Raw genomic sequence first — 17,066 nt, 5'->3', positions numbered from 1 at the left:
TTGTGCTTACGCAAATACAGGATCTCTTCAATCTTTTCCTTTGCCAGGGAATAGGATTTAAAGTTGGGAGTGATGGACCTTCTTTCTTCTGAAATGAAAATAGAGTAATTGCCGTCCACTATCTTTTTTACATAGAAGTTGATTTGTTCTTTACGGCAGATCAGTGTGAGCTTGTCCAGGTCGCGGCGGTTCATTTATGAAAGTATTCCTAAACTAGTTGCTATCAAATAAATAGCACCTAATACAACTGCTCCAACAAAATAATTTAAAATACCCTCTGAAAATGAAAAATCTTCAGGTTCAGGATAACCTAGTAAATTATTTCTAACATAGTTTCCAATGAAAATACATATAAATATGTGAATTGGAATCACTAAAATTAAAAGGATGCTATTCATGTATATTTAACAAAACCCTCCTGAGGTGATGTTTTATGCATGCATATCTCGGGCAAGTTCTCTTTGGGGAGTACTAGAAGTCTTAGGGCGGGGATTGTGCCCATTCCCATTGTGATTTTTAGGCTTCTTTAACAATAAAAAAGCAGTAACAGCAGCAATTGCCGCCATCAGATACATTAAAAAAAGAACCAAATCAAGCATGTCCAATGTCCTTTACTTTAAATATTACAACAAAGTATAAAAAAGTTGTACTCGAAACAAGCACAATGCCTGCATTGTTTAACGCTGTCATATTTGCCTTATTATTTAACTCTGGGACATACATTGCCAACGCAAGCACAAAGCTTGATACAATCACAAGAATATAACTTACTGTCAAGGAAAGGCTTTGACCTCCCATAATTCTAGATTCATTTGCCAATAGATTTACTATTGATAAGTTTATAGCTATTGAAAAGAATAGCCAGTCACTTAGTAGATAGGGTTGATAAGATTCTATTGTTTCGGTAGTAAAGATTAGATATCTACATACTATTGGTAAGCCTGCAATCAGAATTGTAACTATAACGGCAAAAATCTTTTTCATTAAATCAAAGCAAGTTTTAGGTTTGGCTGCAGGGGGAGAATAAACCGCCCGGCCATCACACCGAGCGGTCATTAACATAAAACATCAGGTAGTTACCTACCCTATGTCTTATGCAAATGTAAATACAAAAATGTATGCAATGAAAGCATACATGAATTACTTACCTTTTTGAGATTCGTAAGCACTGATAAAGTTTTGTAGAATCTCATGGATGAGTTTACCATGTGAAGAAATGCCTTCCTTATCAGCAATTTCTTTCATGCCATCAATAACAGTGGTTCGCATCCGGAACTGTGTATACTTACTTTCTGGCTTTTTCTCTTCTTTCAACTTATTCAACATATCATCCATAGAACTAAATATTTTATCTTTTGACTGTGGTTTACTTTTCTTGGGCGCCGATTGCTCCGGCTTTGTTTCCTGCTTTTTGTCAGCTGGGGATTCCTTAGGCTCTTCCTTTTTATCAGGCTGATTTGATTGCTCAACCTTATTACGGTTGGCTATGTTCATCATCCGCTGTAGCTTATCGGTGGGTTGTTTCTTGGCCATCACTTAATGAGTTTTCTAAATTCTTTGATATACATATTGAATTCATCGGTAAGGTCCTCAGATGTGATCAGATCGCTAACGGTGCTCAGATCCCTTTTGTAACGTACCAGATTGGAAATATAGCCGGTCATTACTTCTAGTCCGTTGTAGCCGTCCAGCTGGGCCAAGAGACCGTGCTCCAGTGTTCTATCACGCTTATTGATAATACCGTATACCGGCACATTATTCTTTTCGCATACCGGCCCGATGTAATCCAGGAAAGCAGCTGTAGACTGTACGTCAATGGGTGAGGCAATCAAAGGAATAATAACCACATCAGAAGCATTCAGGATCAACTCAACGTCTGTACCTTCCATCCTTCCAGGTGAATCAATAAACACCAGGTCATATTCTTGATCAGCTGTAGCAATGGTTTCAGCAAATATTTGCGCTGCATCTTTCTGGTCCCAGCTGAAAGGAATTACTCCATAACCTTTGTCCGGCTCTTCTTCAGTACCCTGCAATGCTGCAATACTTTGCTGAGGATCTGCATCAATTACCAATACGCTCTTTTTGGTTCGGTTGTGCATGGCTGCCGCCGTAATCGCGCAAAGTGTCGTTTTGCCTGTTCCACCTTTACGCGACATAAAAGAAACTACTGTACTCATGTATGCAAGTTAGTGAATACTGAATACATAACAATGAATACATGAATAATTTATGCACATATTGCTTTGTATGCTGTATTTATGGTGTTTTAATGCATGAATATTGAATATTTACACATTGAATACTAAATAATGTATTCTAAATACTTGCATACATAATATGTATTCATTAATTTGCATACATCATTAACATAAAACATCAAAAATCATGTCTAACACATCAAAAAGCCAGACCATCACACTGGCAGAGATTCAAAGCAAGATTCATGTTCCCAAATCACAGTGGAACGATCACAGCAAATTCAATTACAGAAGCTGTGAGGACGTATTGAATGCAATTAAAAAAGTAGTGCATCCGCTTGGGTACTGGATAACCTGCCAGGATGAAATTGTCCAGGTAGGGGATAGGATCTACATCAAAGCTACTGTTACCCTTACCAATGGAGAACAGACCTTTATCAATGTAGCTTATGCCCGGGAGCAGGCAGAAAAGAAAGGCATGGACAGCATGCAGATTACCGGCTCTGCCAGCTCCTACGCTCGTAAGTATGCACTCAATGGACTGTTTGCCATTGATGACATAAAAGATGCTGACAGTCAGGATAACAAAGCAGAAGAGCCGCAACCTGAAAAGGGTAGTACTACCGTTACTACCCCCGCAAAAAAGCCTGAAAAGAAAGAATATGTACCTAGTGATGAACCACCATTTTCATTCAAAAAGAAGTTTGCAGGTGCTACTAGGGGACAGCAAGAAATGTTATTTGATATGCTAATCCTTCTTCCAGAAGAAGATTTAAAGGAGGCAGAATCTGAGTACAATCGCCGGGGCCGTACTCGTTCAGTAATTAGCGACTTGATTGCCAAGTACCAGGCAAAAGTTGATAAACTGAAGTCTCAGGATCCTGCTACTATCAGCTATAAAAAGGACCTCATTAAGAAGCTTGCCAGTCCTTTGATCACTGAAGAGGAACGCACTGAGATGATATCCGGAATTAACAAGATGACTTTTAGTCGTATCACTCAGGCCATTAGTAATCTTGAGCAAATTATTGCAGAACGTCAATTCACCCAAAAACAAACAGCATGATGGAAGTATCAGACAAAGAAAAAATCATTTGCCCCAGCTGTAGTGGCAGGGGCTTCAAAGATGAGCATGTATGCGATACCTGCCACGGCTCCGGAGAAGTTAAACCTGAACTTATTAAAGATCCTCATCATGACACAGAGTAATAACTGGGAGGTTAAAAACTCCCATCTTGAAAACTGCAATGTGTATCAGACCATTACTATCAATCAAGATGTAAAGGTTCTGAATATTGCCCTTGAAAATTCCCAGCGCTATATTCAATACCTGGAAAAGGAAGTTGAAGAGTTAAGGCAAGCAAATCAAAAACTCTCTGATAAGTTGGAATTATTAGGGTTTAACACAACTAGACAAAACTAGACTTTCTAAACAAAATGAGTTTCAGATTTCAACGCCGAAAAAAGATAAATGACTGGCTAGGACTTAACTTCAGCCGGTCAGGAGTATCTCCCAACATACGAACAAAGATAGGATCTTTCAGCCCCAGGGGATTCAGTTTCCGGACCGGTATTCCCGGGCTATCCTACCGGGGATCATTCAGTAAAAAAGGCCTGCCGGTATTGGTAATCTTTGGATTGCTATTGGTGGTCATCAATTTGTTTCGGTTGCTCTGGTACCTGCTGGAGGTCTCCGCCGGATTCATTGGACACATGGCAAAAAAGTAAAACAGGCCTGGCTAATGCCGGGCTTTTTCTTTTCCTCACCAGCTGATAAGCAAGATGTGTTTTTGGTGCCCCCAAAACTCTTTTAAGGACTGCTAATGCTCAGTTGGGCTACTGTTGGCTAACGTTGGCTTATATTGGTTAACGTTGGTTAACGTTGGCTACTGTTGGTTAATTTTGGGGTATTGTAGGGCAATAGAGGTATAGTTTAGCCTAATGTAGCTTAATGAAGCTTACCGTAGGACTTAAGGGAAAAGAAGCCATCACAAACCCATTTTAGGCCATTTCGTTAATGCTAAGTTAATGCATCATTAACGCTAAGAGGGGGAGAGTTTACGGTAAGGTGACGGATCGTTAATGCTAGGATTTTGAGAGTTTATTTATTCAGATAATCGCGTGCGTGCTTCATAAATTCATCTCTTAAATGGTATGCGCTTTTGTGGTAAGTAGCCTTTTCTTCTGCATAGCGATTAACCGCTTTGTCTCTTGCCTCTTTGCTCATTTTTGCTTCCCTTAGGTAGTAATCTTTCGTTGGGCCTGGCATTTCTCGTAAAGTTAAACCTTCTGTCCGCTTTTCTTCCATAAGAACTTTTTCATCTAATATTGCTATCTGCAGTTCTCTCAGTATCTCCGAGCAAAACAAATGCATGTCAGCAGTCTTTGTTATCAATGAGTGTCCTATACCTACCAATGTCTCATCTTTTATAAGCAGTTGGATTTTGCTGTATGCAATATTGGTTTGATTATAATATCGATCCATCTCAATGAGCTTTTCCTGAATCTTCTGATAATTATTAATACCATATTCTGCAACTGGTATTTGTAGACCATCCCAAAGCCATTGATTATACTTAGCAAAAAACTCAACAATTGCCTCTTTCTCTTCAGTGAAGATGAGGCTTTTCTTACTTGTCAGAACCTGAAGCTCTGCTTTTAAATGCTCAGTTTCTTTGGTGAAACGCTGCTTAACCTTTTCAACAGACTTAGTGAGCTTTTTTATGTCCTCCATCTGGGCCTGGTTCTTTGCTTTTTCTCTAACGTAGTATGTCAAATACCCTCCTAAAGCAAGACTAATAATTATTTGAGAGATCACTATTGAAAATTCTTCCATTAATTTTAGTTGCAAATTAACTTTCTGGATTGACTGGAATATATTCTATAGACATACTTACCAAATCTGCAAAGTACTTTTCTCCTTTGTCAGTCTCCAAATCAAAACCAATATCAAGATTGTATTTACCTCTTTGGCTTAACCTCCTCCGAATTGACTGATAAAGAGTCATAAACTTCTTCTCACTGTCTATATTATCATAAACTATAGATGGAACTCCAGGCAGGTTTTTAGAGAATGATTTATTGTAATTAAACCGAACTCTCTTCCTTATTTCCAATATCCCAGGCTTGGGAATACTTTTCAGGTAGTTTGTTAAATATGCTAGATTGGTAAAAGCTTTCACTCCTAAACCCCTTTCATCCAACAACCCCAGCAATTCAGTATGAGAAGCCTCAAAAGACTTTCCTGATGCTGAATTTCTACTAGCCGGATCATTATAAGCCATGATTGACTTGAAGTCTTTTGGATGGCAGGACAGAAGGAGTATTTTCTTCATAGTGTAAATATAAAGTATTATATTTACATACCCTATGTGTAAAACTCTCGCTTATGCTGTTTTGCGTTGGTTTTTGACGTATATTTGTTGTAGGCAAAATACAGGAAAATTATGTATTTTCGTGTAGCCTAACTGTTAAATCAGTACCCTAAAAACATTCCAGCCAGTAGCTGTCAACTACTGGCTTTTGTTTTACCCCCCCCTGATACCATATTTTTATTGCTTATTACTTTAATAATTTTTTACAATAATTTGAGAGATACACAAGCATAATAGCCTTCAAACGAAAATAAAGCGTATTTTTTAGTTTCTATTGTGTAATATTTTTTTGATATTTACCATGCATTCAAGCAAAAAGCCTTTGACAGGGGCGCTTGGAAGCATAAATGTTTTTAGGAAATATGATTTTAACAGCAAATGAAAAGTACATTTTCTGGCGTAGCCATACCCGGCAATCGCCAAACCAACCACCAAACCGGTGCAAACCGGATTATCAACTCCCTTTTAGATCAGATTTGCGAGTATCAGGATAAGAAGAAAGTTCTTGAGTTTCTTCTTCAGAATGACTCTGCGCTTATTTGTCATCCTGACTACCGGAGAATTTATGGGCCGCTAGATACGCGCCGGGAATATGTCCAAACAGAGTTAAATCGTATAAATCGATCAATCACTTTTCTGGAATCTAGGATAGAGCTTTTAGAAGCCAAATCAGAAGGAGGGCTAACGATATGAAAAGCTCAAGGGATCAATTAGCCTTGATGGCAAAAGCAGAGGCAGAGAAGCATCTTTCAGAGATAGAGAAAGAGTTAGATCAGCCTGAAGATTATATTACCGAGGCTATACAACATTGTGAAATAAAATCAACGGATAAAATCAGTAGGCCGGTTATTTGCCTTGAGATTCAATCCAAGAACGGTTACACAACAATTGGCACCTTCGGCAACTTCGGTTGCGCAATAGGAAAAGCAAAGAGCCGGAAAAGTGGCCTGTGTGCCCTGTTTGCCTCAGCCATGGTTGCTAATGGTCAAGTGGAAAATGTTAGAGCCAGTATGCCGCTAGATAAGGGTGTCGTTCTTTACATAGATACAGAGCAGGAAAAGTATCATGTTCTCCAGGCAACTAAACGAATATCAAGGTTAGCCGGATATGCTGAAGATGAGCATCCAAAAAACCTAAAAGTTTTAGGGCTCAGAAAATATCCACCAAATAGAAGACTAGCAATCATTGAATATTTGATAGAGAATACCGAGAACCTAGGTGCTGTTATCATTGATGGCATCAGAGACTTAGTTAACAGTATCAATGATGAAGAAGAAGCGACTAAGGTAACCTCAAAGCTCTTAAAGTGGACTGAGGAAAAAGGCATCTACCTATTGACAGTTTTACATCAAAACAAAGGTGATGGAAATGCCAGGGGCCATCTGGGGACGGAGATTGTCAATAAAGGCGAAACCGTGATCTCTGTTACTAAGCTTGAGGATGACAATTTGGTATCTGAAGTCAAATCAGAGTTTGCCAGGAATATGGACTTTGAGCCATTCGTATTTGGGTTTGATGAAAACATACTTCCTTACATCAAAGAAGGTTATATCAAGAAAACCAAAACGAGCAAATCAACTACTGTTGAGCCTGCCGATTTTGAAAGTACCATTCATATTAAGTACCTGAAAGAAATATTCTTAGCTGACAATAAGCGAGAGTATAAGCGGGATCTCAGTACCAGAGAAATGCATTCCCTAATTCATAAGGTATTTACCAACCAGGGGCATAAAGTCTCCCTGAGCAAGGCTAGAGCCTTTCTGCAATACCAGGAGACAGAAGGGTTCGTAGTTGATAGGAGCGAAAGACAAGAGCGTAAAGCTTCAAAGTATTGTCTGAACGACAAATACAATGATCTGAAGTTAGGAAGCTTTGAATATTAATCCTTTCAACTGTGTTAGCCATGAATTCAATAAAAAGATATACTGTGCTAAAACTGTGTTGTGTTAGGCCCTTATATATAGGGCCAACACACACACACAGTTTATTTAGTTGTGTTAGAAACTGTGTTAACACAGCAACACAGTTTAAAATATCAAGCTATGTATGATACTATCTTGAAAGATGATATATCGCTTGATGAGCGCAGGCCTGGGCATGTGAAAAAGAAATTTCAGTGTCCCAGCTGTGGGCATAAGAAAAAGTATGTACGTTATTTCAATTTCACATTAGGGGATTATCTACCTGAAGAGTTTGGCAGGTGTGACCGTGAACATAATTGCGGATATTTTGAGAAGCCATCGGAAGAGTATTTTAAAAGCTTAACAGAAGGTTCTCTCTATGCTCCGGTATGGAAAAAGAAAAATACATCCTGTGTTAAAAGTAAGTCCGACACAGCAACACAGAAGGAAAAGCCATTTTCTACTATTGAAAAGGAGATATTGCTCAAAAGTCTTTCTGGTTATGAGGGGAATATCTTTTGCCAATTTCTTATTGACCACTTTGGGGAGTCTACAGGGCACTCTTTACTCAGTAAGTATTTGATAGGTACCAGCAAAAAGTATAAAGGGGCAAATGTATTTTGGCAGGTAGATATAAAGGGCCGTATCCGGTCCGGTAAGATCATGCTTTACAATAAGGATGGCCATCGTAGAAAAGATATTTATCCTACCTGGGTACATACAGAATTGAAGCGCGAAGGCTATCAGCTGGATCAATGCTTCTTTGGCGAACACCTTCTTAAGGACAGCAAACCAGAAACAACCATTGCTATAGTAGAAAGTGAAAAGACCGCTATCGTAGCGAGTTATTTCTTTCCTAAAAACGTATGGTTGGCAACAGGTGGCGAAACATTGCTAAATGTTGAGAAGTGTAAAATACTAGAAGGTAGGAAAGTGGTTTTGTTTCCGGATTTAGCAGACTCAGCCCGGGAACGTTGGGAGATAATATCCCAAGATATAAATCAAAGGTTTGGTATTAGATCCATGGTATCAGATTATCTATCTGAAGTAAATGATGGATCTGATATTGCAGATTTCTTATTGACTTTACCAGTTGAACGAGAAGAAGAGAAACCTAAACCAAAAGCAGCAATTAAGGGCTGTGTAAATAAGGTTGCTACCAAAGCAACCAAAGACACAGCCGCTACCGTAAAATTGAAAACAACCTCAACTGATAAGGAATCTAGTCTTCCTATAAATTATCATGAGCCGGTGGACTTGTTGAGCAGGTATATTTCATTGATAAGACCAGCGAGAATAGTAAACGCAATAGAGTGTCCTTTTTAAAATCGTGAACATGATACATCATTTACCGGAACAAGATTTGAGACTCAAAGTCCTCATCCAGCGCATACTCCTAGATGAGTTTCACCAGGATATTACGGCCTTTGCGATTTTATCCGGCATCAGTGACTATGAAGCTTTGTATCAGCTGACTGAAGATATCGCCGTTGAAGTTCTGGATACCGGCATGATCCGTTCGGAGCCGGAATACTTTGTCCAGGACGTGAGGGAGTTTTTAGATATGATTCTGGAAGAGGTTTTAACTTGAACTCTGAGATGATTTTTGCAATAAAATACGGTAAATTACGGAGGGCACGTATAATAATTTAAAGAATGCCATTATTCAAGAAAGGTAATCCAGGAAGGCCAAAGGGGAGCAAGAATAAAACGACTCAAGCGCGTAAGGATATCCTTCTGGAGATCGTTGAGCACATTGAGACCCATTACTTAGAATCTGACCTGGAGAAACTTTCTCCCAAAGAGAGAATGAGGGTTTACATGGCCGCTCAGGAGTATTTGATTCCTAAGCTTCAGCGATCCGAAATAGAGGGAGATTTAGGAGATATAGAAAAATTTCTTGAGTTGCCGGAAGAAACACGTAGAAACAGGCTTTATGAAATAAAAGCTAAAATAGATGCCAAAAAGAAAAAACAAAAGTCGCTTTGAACGGGAGTTTGAGGCTTATCTACAAGCAGAATTACAAGGGCGGTATATTTTCATATCACAGTTTGATGAAAAACGTCCTCACCTATATGAACTAGATACATACGAACATGGTAAAAGGGATCCAATAAAAATCATTTATGCCCAACTTCCTAAAGTCGGCACTCTAGAAGAGTATTCATCTGTTTGCGACAAATACGGAATAAATATTTTTCATGACGTTTTTTTTGAAGAAGCAAGCCCAGAAGAGGTATGACAATAGAAGAAGAATATAAGATATTAATGGCTATTGAACAGGCTTTTTTGCCTGAATTCCCCCATATACTATCCCCTGGGAGCAAGCCCGGCTATTTCAAGGCCAAAGCTACCTGGGGAGGAAAGACATGTCCAGGCCAGGTGCCAGTGCAATATCAGAAGCCAGAATTTACTGAAGAGGATTTGAAAAGGTGGGGAGTGACTCATTATATAGTCTGGGGTTGAAAGGCCTATAGCTGACGCATATAGGAATAAGAATGTTTTAAGTTTGATATTGATGGTTGAAAATTTATTTATATGGATTTTGTGCAAATATTCAATTCGTTAGACAAACAAGTTTTAGCTGTAGTTGTATCTGGGGTGCTCGGAATAGGATCGATAATAGTAACCATAGTGAGCATATATGTGAATAGTAGAAATATGAAAAGACAGTTGCAGACTCAGGTAAACATGGTTTATGCAAAAGAAAATTTAGCTCACGAGTATGAAAGATTAAAAAGGCATGAAGCTGATTTAAGTGAAATGATGACACTAATTGGCATAATAAATTATACACCGTTAGGAAAAGAGAATGAGGAGACGAATAACAAAAATAAAAAGCAAATAATGGTTATTGCGAATCGGTTGATGACTGGATTGCAAGAGGAATTTGTTCAAGCTAATTCAAGTGAAGGAATGGTAAATGCTGTGGAATTCTCCACTTCTTTTTTTTTAAATGATGAAAAAAAATTTTCTAAAAAATTAAATCAATTTTTATCTGATGTTGAAGAAGCTATAAAAATAAAAAAAGAAAAATTAAGGAAAGCTTCATCTTAAAATAGTCTCATCCACAATTGTTCAATAAATTACCTTATGTTAAATAGAGCATAACAGCATCGGGATAGTGATATTTTCAGTGCAAAAATTATTACCTATTTATAGCCAACTCCAACAGGATAAGATTTCTTATCGTTTGATGGTAATTTTAGTGAAACCTTAAATTTTATTCTGTTCTGCGTTTTGGTAGAGGTGGTAGCTTCATCAGAAACCCCTCCACCAATGTTAATTACTTCTAAAACTTTAATACCTGCTTTTCCGGAAGACGCTTCTTTTGATGATTCATCAACAAGTACGCCAATATCAAATTCAACAAATTGATATAAGTGTCTATCACTGGCTGATCCAACTACTTTTGCGCCTCTAGATGAAAGGCCAGGACTTGCTTCTATATTTTGCTGAGCATCTTCAACGCCCTTTAATATCTGCTGAAGTGTTTCTGAAACGAATTCTTTTAATTCCATTTTTGGGGATTTCTTATGGGTAAAGGAAAGCGGCCCTCATAAAGAACCGCCTTCCCCGACTTACTTTGTCCTGGTATGGTAGTAAGTCATGTTATGATTTCCGAGACTGAATATACTGAATATAAATGATTGATGCAGATATGTTTAACATAAGTATTATTAAGTAACTTTAAAGATTTGAGTCGAACAATTGTCGACAAATCACCTAAAAAACCGCCTAGAAATAGCAAAAACGGTTTTCTTTACCCGTTAGAAAGTGGTAAATTAGAGAAAGGATAATAGGAGAAATGAGCAAGTCTAAACGTTCAAAGTCCAATGAATTTTTAACTACCTCCAAAAACGGAGGCAAAGAAAGGCTGAGTCAATCCCTGGCTAATATGTCGCTCGGAGCAGATCAGTATCTTGGCGAAGAGCAAAAAAGCATGTTGTCAGGTTCGGGAGGTTCAAAACTTACTATGCGCAACCTTCGGAGGTTTATTCAGACCGTCCGAAAAAGCCCATTTTTTGAATGCGACTTTGAGGAGGAATGTGAAAACAGACAGTTTGTTTCCGCTCACTCAGAGCAGGACCTTTTCAGAATGTTTTCCGTGTATGAGGACCGTTTCTTTAAGCACTTTGGTAGATACTATCAAAAGGATGATCGCCGGCATAAACTAAGGCACGTGAGCAGAGCTGCAGGATCTCTTTTACTTCTCGCTGAGATTAAGAGGCAGCTTGACGAACGTAAACTGAGCATTAAGTCGTTAATATTTAAAGTAAGGCCATGACTAAAATCAGGCTCTTACACGACAAAAAATTTATGTCTCCCAACTGGAAAGGAGGCCATGAAAGGATAACTCAATTTCTCACAAACCTGGTTATCGGGATTGATAAAACGATGGCGGAGAAGCAGAAAGAATTGATTAAAAATATTCGCAAGTAATTGCAACCCGGGCCGCAAGGCAACTCCTAAATATTGAAGCTATGAACATTGGCAGTAGACATTCCGATCCGATATGTCAAGGATGACAAAGCTATAAAAGAAACTATAGCTGAATGGAAGAAATTCCAGAAGCAAGTCGGCCTTACTGATGAAGAAATTGAGAGAGCAAATAAATCTACCAAGGAACTCAATAGCAGAACCCGAGAGCTTTCCGGTGGATTTTCCAGCATTAAAGATGCCATTGGCAAATTAGGCATTGCCGCGGCCTTAAGTGGTGCAGCGGTTCAGCTGGCGGCCATGGTGCAAAATACTAATGCGTTGCGCCGTGAAATCTCCAACCTCACTAATACCAGCGGAAGAGAGCTAGACGTACTCACAGCCAAAGTGATGACCTTGGCAAACGCCTACGGCAAAGACTTTCGTGAGGTCCTGATTGCTGCTAATGCACTATCCAAGGAATTTGAGATTACTCAGACTGAGGCCTTATCAAAAATTGAAAAAGGCTTCATTAATGGAGCGGATGCCTCCGGAGAGTTTCTTGACAGCATACGAGAATATCCTACCCAGGCCAGAGCCGCCGGTCTCTCATTAGATCAATTCATCCGAGTATTAGAAAGATCAACCCAAGCCGGAGTATTCTCTGATAAGGGTATTGATACTATCAAAGAGGGTACGCTCCGGATCCGTGAGTTTTCCGACACAACTGCAGCCGCTTTTGAAGCCATTGGTTTTAACTCCGAAGAAGTTCGGCGCGACTTAGAGAGCGGCCAGAAGACAATCTTTCAAGTTATCCAGGAAGTAAGTCAAAGGCTGGATGAACTACCGCCACAATCCCGGGCAGTCGGCCAGGCTATAGCAGATATTTTCGGAGGACCTGGAGAAGATGCCGGACTAAAGTTTATCACTACCTTAAAAGATATTGACTCAGAGCTTACTAATGTCTCTGAGGAAACAGCCAGGTACCGGGAGCAGCAAACCGAATTGCTCAAAGCCCAAACGGAGCTTAATATTCAGTTGGCTCAGTTTGCTAAAAACTTTGATGCCCTTTCATTGGCAAGTGAAAGCTTTCTCACGAGGCAGGGCAGCAAACTACTGAGGCTCTTCAATAACTTAGTTGATCTCTTCAAATCTTCTGAGCAGCAGGCCAAAGAATTTGCCGAGGTCCTGCAGTCGGATGACTTAGGTTTTTTACAATCTCAGCTACAGGATAAAATTCAGAACTCAATTCAAGGCTTCGGTACCAATGAAGAGCAGATCAGAGCGCTTATCGCTCGTATTGAAGAGCTCAGAGATGTCCAGGCTGAAAATGCCGAGGCAACCAATGAGAGTGCAAATGCCACCGATCGCCTAGGCAATGCCGCCGATAATGCCTCTGGCAAAGTAGATAGGTTTGCAGAATCCATTCAAAGAATATCTACCGGCAATCCTGAAGCGGACTTACAAAAGGAGTTAGCCGATATTGAAAATCAAATCCGGAACCTGGGACTTGATGAAATTACCCTGGGAGATACTACCGCCGCTTTTGAAGATGCAGAAAATCGCCGTACGCGTATACTCAGAGAGCAGGCAGACCAAAGACTTGAGATAGAACGCGATGCCCAGCGTAAAAAAGAGGAAATCTATTACGAAGGTTACAATACGCTCTTTGAGCTTTCAGATGCTTTCTATCAAGGGAGCATGAACCGTATTCAGGAAGAGTACAATATGATTGCTCTTCTGGAAGAGAGCAAACTCTCTCTGGTTGGTAATAATGCCCAGGCTCAAAAGCAGATCCGGCAGGAGATGGATCAGCAGCGAAAAGAGTTAGCCAGACAGGAGGCAGAATCCAATAAAAAACGCGCAGCATTTGAAGCATTTATAAATACAGCAGTAGCCATTACCCGGGTTCTTGGGAATCCATTAGCTGTTGCCTTCGTTGCTGCCTCTGGGCTTGCCCAACAAATTGCAATCCGCTCTCGCTCGGTACCAGGATTCAAACACGGTACTAAAAACGTTCCCGGCATAGATACAGGAGGCGATACCGTAGCAGCCATGCTCCGCCCAGGGGAGAAAGTATTCAGCCGTGAGACTTCAAAAGCCTATGAGCCTGCTCTTGATGCAATCTTTGATAGGAAGATAGCGCCGGAGGTCGCCAACGCAGCTTTTTCACATGCTAATAATTCAAAGTCTAGCGTAATGTACACTCCTAAAGACCTGGAAACCGCCGTAGGAAGAGCCTTACAGAAAATCCCTTTTCATAATATCTCTATTGACAAACAAGGCTTTCACGATTATGTGAAATCGGTTGGATCGGAGGTATCAAAGGATATTAATGAATTCAAATTTTAATGTCACTGATGAGCACAGTAGAAAGTAGAACATACGCCCGCCGGGTAAGAGGCACTATTACTATTACCTCTGGAACTGACCAAGAGAGGGAAAAGCCAAGAATGTATCAGCTTAATTCTAAGCTGTACAATACCATAACTAAATCCGATGAAGATTTTATTCGCAGTGTAATTCCTTCCTCCGGGACCTTTGCTGATTACAGGAATATCTGCAAAAAGCATGGGATCAGTGCAGATATCATAACTATCAATAACGGCGCTCCGCCACCTGGATTCAAAGCAAACTTCAATTACAGTTTTATGTCTTTTCCTGACCCGGAAAATATAAGAAAGGTACTACGCCAATTCAGGCGAGAACGATAATTTTCAATCACATAAATACCATTATCATGAACACTAAAAAGAAGTGGACACCATCAAAAGAGAAGGCAAATGAGCAGCCCTTCATGAAGCCCAAAAAGCCACTAGATGGTGAAACGAAGCAAAACTTTTCTGGTCCTTTACCAAGCCAGCCATTTGCCAAGAAGCAAATCAAGAAGAGTAAGAAGTATTAATCAAAATTAGCCTAATCATGGAGTCAAAAGACAAGATCCTTATTTACGAAAATGAGGACGAAATCCGTAAAATTAACGTGAGCGTCCGCCAGGCCCAACGGGCCTATAACGCAGTTTACCAGGCTTATCAGGAACTAGATATTCCTTTTGAAGTAAAGACCGTTGAGGACCTGTTAAATCTGGCCAACGATCCGGAGGGAGTGGTACGAAAGTCCTACCTGGACAAGATGCCGAAAACACTAGACTTCGCAGGAGTACAAGTCCGGCAAGAGGCAGTATCAAGCTTCATTGAAATGCCAGACCTCACAGAGCTGAAAAAAGCAGCTGTACAGGTCGTCAGGTCCCTCCGTATCAGTGGAGAAAAATTCACTGAGCTTGAGCTCTTCCAGATATCCGGAAATGAGGTCATTGTTGATGAGCAAGAACTTGAGCAGGAAGTTAACAGATTTCGATCGTATGCCATTACAGAGGAGGAAATTGCAAGGTATAAGACGCTCCAAAAGTTGTGTGATAGTCTCAATGAAGCAATTGATTTCTTTAAGCTTCCTCCTTCCGCCCAGGTCCAAGAGCAAGTAAAGGTTATCGTAAAAAGGGGAGTGAAGTACTACCCCAACCATCATTATATAAAAATCAAAAATTCTTAATACCAATTACTATGAAAGGTTCAATCTCAAATAGTGAGGTAGAGTCATACATATTGTCTCTTCCTTTTAAAGAAGAAGTAGCTTCTGAAAAAGAAAAATACGCCAAGCTGTTTGCTAGCGAAGCCATAAAACAAGCTAAGGCAAAAAATAGAGCGGTCTCGATGGAAGACCTTCAGAAATTTGTTAAGCCCCTTGTCACATCTTTTGAGCCGAGTGAAAGCTATGAAGGCGATGATCCGCCGGCAGGAAGGCAACGTCAGGAGCCAGAGGGGTATCAACGGCCCACACCTGAGGAAAGATTGGAAACAATACAAAAGCAGATCGATAAGCTATTGGCAAAGCCAAAATATAACATGCATGTGGAAAGGTCTTTAAACATCCTCAGGGATCAGGAAAAAGCACTCAAGAGAACAATCCGTTGACTCCAGGTTAGGTTGTGTAGTGTAAAGGCTTGGGCTTATGGCTCAGGCCTTTTTCTATCTAATTGGTAACAGGTTTCATTTCTTTAATCGGAATATCGTAAAAGGAAGGTTCAGAATTATTAACTTGAGTTTTTAGCAGTGCCGTTTTAACATTGACGGTTTCATTTGATGGGACAAAATCTCTATTCCCTCCATACTTATTGATAACCTTGATGGTTTCTCGAGCTTTTTCCTTTGAAATAATTATCAGATTTTTTGTTTTGATATCTCGGTAAACTGAATCGTTAACAGTTTTAATGATATCACTAAAGTTGACCATTTGCCTTGAATTTGATAGTTAAAGGTTTCTATTTCAAAGTTATGCACTTTTCATTGATAATAATAGTAAGTGGCAAAACAGAAGGTTAGTGAGCTACGAACAATTACTTACACCGTAATAAAGTCACGCAATAGCAGCGGCATTTTATCGCAGCAGTAGCGTTCTTTACATCAACATAGCTTTTATGATTTTATGAAGTAGAGTTAAGCCCGGTGTTACACTCCCGGGCTTTTCTTTTTCTTACCTGGTAAGTTTATGCTCAAAATGAATAAGCATTTACATATTAAAAGAGCGAAATTAATATCAGTAGAATTAGAGTAGTAAGATGATTAATGAATCAAGCCTGGGTTTTGACATTTCCCGGGCTTTTTTAACGCTCAAGGCATGAAAAATGAAGTGATGACAGTAGTAGATTTCGGCGCACTGTCATTAAGTTATCGCGCTCAATACATGTGGGCTTTTGGCCGACTGATTGCTTCAAGATCAGAAAGCTATTTCAGTTACCAACTTTACCACCTGGGAGATTATTTCGCTGAGTTGAAATACAACAAGGCAGATAATAAGATTGATGACATTGAAGGCTTCACTGATACCCAAAGATTGAACAGGTACTTAGATAGCGTGAGTTTAGATCAATTTTTATAGGCAATGAAAAAGCTAAAGTTCATCCTGGAAGTCATCCTTATGACACCGTTTATTCATCCGAACCGGTGGAAGTATGAGTATAGGAAGCTTTGCTGGAAGTATGGGTATGATATAGACTAGCGTTTTCTTCCTGCTTGTATCCATTCATCATAAGTCATGTTGTGCTTACGCAAATACAGGATCTCTTCAATCTTTTCCTTTGCCAGGGAATAGGATTTAAAGTTGGGAGTGATGGA

28 protein-coding genes are annotated in these 17,066 nt (G+C 39.7%); 20 read left to right on the top strand and 8 right to left on the bottom strand.

Annotation, left to right across the window (positions count from 1 at the left end; all coding sequences use genetic code 11):
- From WJR50_RS33005 to WJR50_RS32990, 4 genes are all read right to left on the bottom strand, one after another.
- Positions 1-194, bottom strand: a 194-nt coding sequence (locus WJR50_RS33005; RefSeq protein ID WP_341297591.1) for a hypothetical protein, incomplete at its 3' end; no start/stop codon positions are given.
- A gap of 397 nt (positions 195-591) precedes the next feature.
- Positions 592-984, bottom strand: a complete 393-nt coding sequence (locus tag WJR50_RS33000) for a hypothetical protein (protein ID WP_341297590.1) — start codon at positions 982-984, stop codon at positions 592-594.
- 156 nt (positions 985-1,140) lie between these two features.
- The gene (locus WJR50_RS32995) at positions 1,141-1,533 is read right to left on the bottom strand and encodes a hypothetical protein (RefSeq protein ID WP_341297589.1); all 393 of its coding nucleotides are present in this window, start codon (positions 1,531-1,533) and stop codon (positions 1,141-1,143) included.
- Positions 1,533-2,180, bottom strand: coding sequence for an AAA family ATPase (locus tag WJR50_RS32990; RefSeq protein ID WP_341297588.1), 648 nt, complete (start codon positions 2,178-2,180; stop codon positions 1,533-1,535). Before WJR50_RS32990 ends, WJR50_RS32995 begins: the two co-directional genes overlap by 1 nt.
- Before the next feature lie 208 nt (positions 2,181-2,388).
- On the opposite strand from WJR50_RS32990, the gene WJR50_RS32985 reads away from it, so the two are divergent.
- From WJR50_RS32985 to WJR50_RS32970, 4 genes are read left to right on the top strand one after another with little or no spacing between them, the layout of a single operon-like run.
- Positions 2,389-3,267 (top strand): ERF family protein, encoded by an 879-nt coding sequence (locus WJR50_RS32985; protein ID WP_341297587.1) that lies wholly within the window; start codon positions 2,389-2,391, stop codon positions 3,265-3,267.
- On the top strand, positions 3,264-3,410 hold the full coding sequence (locus WJR50_RS32980; protein ID WP_341297586.1) for a hypothetical protein: 147 nt from the start codon (positions 3,264-3,266) through the stop codon (positions 3,408-3,410). Before WJR50_RS32985 ends, WJR50_RS32980 begins: the two co-directional genes overlap by 4 nt.
- Positions 3,397-3,624, top strand: coding sequence for a hypothetical protein (locus WJR50_RS32975; RefSeq protein ID WP_341297585.1), 228 nt, complete (start codon positions 3,397-3,399; stop codon positions 3,622-3,624). Before WJR50_RS32980 ends, WJR50_RS32975 begins: the two co-directional genes overlap by 14 nt.
- A gap of 14 nt (positions 3,625-3,638) precedes the next feature.
- Entirely contained in the window at positions 3,639-3,929 is a 291-nt protein-coding gene (locus tag WJR50_RS32970) for a hypothetical protein (RefSeq protein ID WP_341297584.1), read from the top strand.
- Positions 3,930-4,302: 373 nt separating this feature from the next.
- On the opposite strand, the gene WJR50_RS32965 is transcribed toward WJR50_RS32970, so the two are convergent.
- Positions 4,303-5,037, bottom strand: a complete 735-nt coding sequence (locus tag WJR50_RS32965; protein ID WP_341297583.1) for a hypothetical protein — start codon at positions 5,035-5,037, stop codon at positions 4,303-4,305.
- A 16-nt stretch (positions 5,038-5,053) separates the two neighbouring features.
- Positions 5,054-5,536, bottom strand: a complete 483-nt coding sequence (locus WJR50_RS32960) for a hypothetical protein (RefSeq protein WP_341297582.1) — start codon at positions 5,534-5,536, stop codon at positions 5,054-5,056.
- A gap of 417 nt (positions 5,537-5,953) precedes the next feature.
- Between WJR50_RS32960 and WJR50_RS32955 the strand changes: the two genes are divergently transcribed.
- The 8 genes from WJR50_RS32955 to WJR50_RS32920 all read left to right on the top strand — a co-directional run bounded on the left by WJR50_RS32955 (position 5,954) and on the right by WJR50_RS32920 (position 10,533).
- Positions 5,954-6,268, top strand: a complete 315-nt coding sequence (locus WJR50_RS32955; RefSeq protein WP_341297581.1) for a hypothetical protein — start codon at positions 5,954-5,956, stop codon at positions 6,266-6,268.
- A complete protein-coding gene (locus WJR50_RS32950; RefSeq protein WP_341297580.1) occupies positions 6,265-7,458 on the top strand; it encodes an AAA family ATPase in 1,194 nt (397 codons plus the stop codon). The genes WJR50_RS32955 and WJR50_RS32950 overlap by 4 nt, the downstream gene beginning before the upstream one ends.
- A 159-nt stretch (positions 7,459-7,617) precedes the next feature.
- Positions 7,618-8,802 (top strand): DUF6371 domain-containing protein, encoded by a 1,185-nt coding sequence (locus tag WJR50_RS32945; RefSeq protein ID WP_341297579.1) that lies wholly within the window; start codon positions 7,618-7,620, stop codon positions 8,800-8,802.
- A gap of 10 nt (positions 8,803-8,812) precedes the next feature.
- The gene (locus WJR50_RS32940) at positions 8,813-9,067 is read left to right on the top strand and encodes a hypothetical protein (protein ID WP_341297578.1); all 255 of its coding nucleotides are present in this window, start codon (positions 8,813-8,815) and stop codon (positions 9,065-9,067) included.
- A 65-nt stretch (positions 9,068-9,132) separates the two neighbouring features.
- The gene (locus tag WJR50_RS32935) at positions 9,133-9,465 is read left to right on the top strand and encodes a hypothetical protein (protein WP_341297577.1); all 333 of its coding nucleotides are present in this window, start codon (positions 9,133-9,135) and stop codon (positions 9,463-9,465) included.
- Positions 9,434-9,718, top strand: coding sequence for a hypothetical protein (locus WJR50_RS32930; protein WP_341297576.1), 285 nt, complete (start codon positions 9,434-9,436; stop codon positions 9,716-9,718). The genes WJR50_RS32935 and WJR50_RS32930 overlap by 32 nt, the downstream gene beginning before the upstream one ends.
- Complete coding sequence (locus WJR50_RS32925; RefSeq protein ID WP_341297575.1) at positions 9,715-9,942, top strand: hypothetical protein; 228 nt, start codon at positions 9,715-9,717, stop codon at positions 9,940-9,942. The genes WJR50_RS32930 and WJR50_RS32925 overlap by 4 nt, the downstream gene beginning before the upstream one ends.
- A gap of 72 nt (positions 9,943-10,014) precedes the next feature.
- Positions 10,015-10,533: a hypothetical protein gene (locus WJR50_RS32920; protein WP_341297574.1), complete on the top strand. Its 519-nt coding sequence runs from the start codon at positions 10,015-10,017 to the stop codon at positions 10,531-10,533.
- A 95-nt stretch (positions 10,534-10,628) separates the two neighbouring features.
- Here the strand turns inward: WJR50_RS32920 and WJR50_RS32915 are convergent, their stop codons facing one another.
- Positions 10,629-10,997 (bottom strand): hypothetical protein, encoded by a 369-nt coding sequence (locus tag WJR50_RS32915; protein ID WP_341297573.1) that lies wholly within the window; start codon positions 10,995-10,997, stop codon positions 10,629-10,631.
- 287 nt (positions 10,998-11,284) lie between these two features.
- Here WJR50_RS32915 and WJR50_RS32910 point away from each other — a divergent pair, with 287 nt between their 5' ends.
- The 7 genes from WJR50_RS32910 to WJR50_RS32880 are packed head-to-tail and all read left to right on the top strand — an operon-like array spanning position 11,285 to position 15,866.
- Positions 11,285-11,764: a hypothetical protein gene (locus WJR50_RS32910; RefSeq protein WP_341297572.1), complete on the top strand. Its 480-nt coding sequence runs from the start codon at positions 11,285-11,287 to the stop codon at positions 11,762-11,764.
- Complete coding sequence (locus WJR50_RS32905) at positions 11,761-11,919, top strand: hypothetical protein (RefSeq protein WP_341297571.1); 159 nt, start codon at positions 11,761-11,763, stop codon at positions 11,917-11,919. Before WJR50_RS32910 ends, WJR50_RS32905 begins: the two co-directional genes overlap by 4 nt.
- A 48-nt stretch (positions 11,920-11,967) precedes the next feature.
- A complete protein-coding gene (locus WJR50_RS32900) occupies positions 11,968-14,247 on the top strand; it encodes a phage tail tape measure protein (protein ID WP_341297570.1) in 2,280 nt (759 codons plus the stop codon).
- A gap of 8 nt (positions 14,248-14,255) precedes the next feature.
- Complete coding sequence (locus WJR50_RS32895; RefSeq protein ID WP_341297569.1) at positions 14,256-14,609, top strand: hypothetical protein; 354 nt, start codon at positions 14,256-14,258, stop codon at positions 14,607-14,609.
- A gap of 26 nt (positions 14,610-14,635) precedes the next feature.
- The gene (locus WJR50_RS32890; RefSeq protein WP_341297568.1) at positions 14,636-14,800 is read left to right on the top strand and encodes a hypothetical protein; all 165 of its coding nucleotides are present in this window, start codon (positions 14,636-14,638) and stop codon (positions 14,798-14,800) included.
- A 17-nt stretch (positions 14,801-14,817) separates the two neighbouring features.
- Positions 14,818-15,444, top strand: coding sequence for a hypothetical protein (locus WJR50_RS32885; protein WP_341297567.1), 627 nt, complete (start codon positions 14,818-14,820; stop codon positions 15,442-15,444).
- An 11-nt stretch (positions 15,445-15,455) separates the two neighbouring features.
- Positions 15,456-15,866 (top strand): hypothetical protein, encoded by a 411-nt coding sequence (locus WJR50_RS32880; RefSeq protein WP_341297566.1) that lies wholly within the window; start codon positions 15,456-15,458, stop codon positions 15,864-15,866.
- A 58-nt stretch (positions 15,867-15,924) separates the two neighbouring features.
- Here WJR50_RS32880 and WJR50_RS32875 read toward each other — a convergent pair whose 3' ends face one another.
- Positions 15,925-16,185 carry a hypothetical protein gene (locus tag WJR50_RS32875; RefSeq protein ID WP_341297565.1) on the bottom strand — a complete coding sequence of 87 codons (261 nt, stop codon included), beginning with the start codon at positions 16,183-16,185 and terminating at the stop codon, positions 15,925-15,927.
- Positions 16,186-16,569: 384 nt separating this feature from the next.
- Here WJR50_RS32875 and WJR50_RS32870 point away from each other — a divergent pair, with 384 nt between their 5' ends.
- Positions 16,570-16,830 carry a hypothetical protein gene (locus WJR50_RS32870; RefSeq protein WP_341297564.1) on the top strand — a complete coding sequence of 87 codons (261 nt, stop codon included), beginning with the start codon at positions 16,570-16,572 and terminating at the stop codon, positions 16,828-16,830.
- Positions 16,831-17,066 lie beyond the last annotated feature (236 nt).

The sequence above is a fragment of the Catalinimonas locisalis genome, from assembly GCF_038039535.1.
Taxonomy (GTDB): domain Bacteria; phylum Bacteroidota; class Bacteroidia; order Cytophagales; family Cyclobacteriaceae; genus Catalinimonas.
The sequence above is the reverse complement of the archived record's forward strand: the minus strand, read 5'-3'. Positions and strand labels throughout refer to the sequence as shown.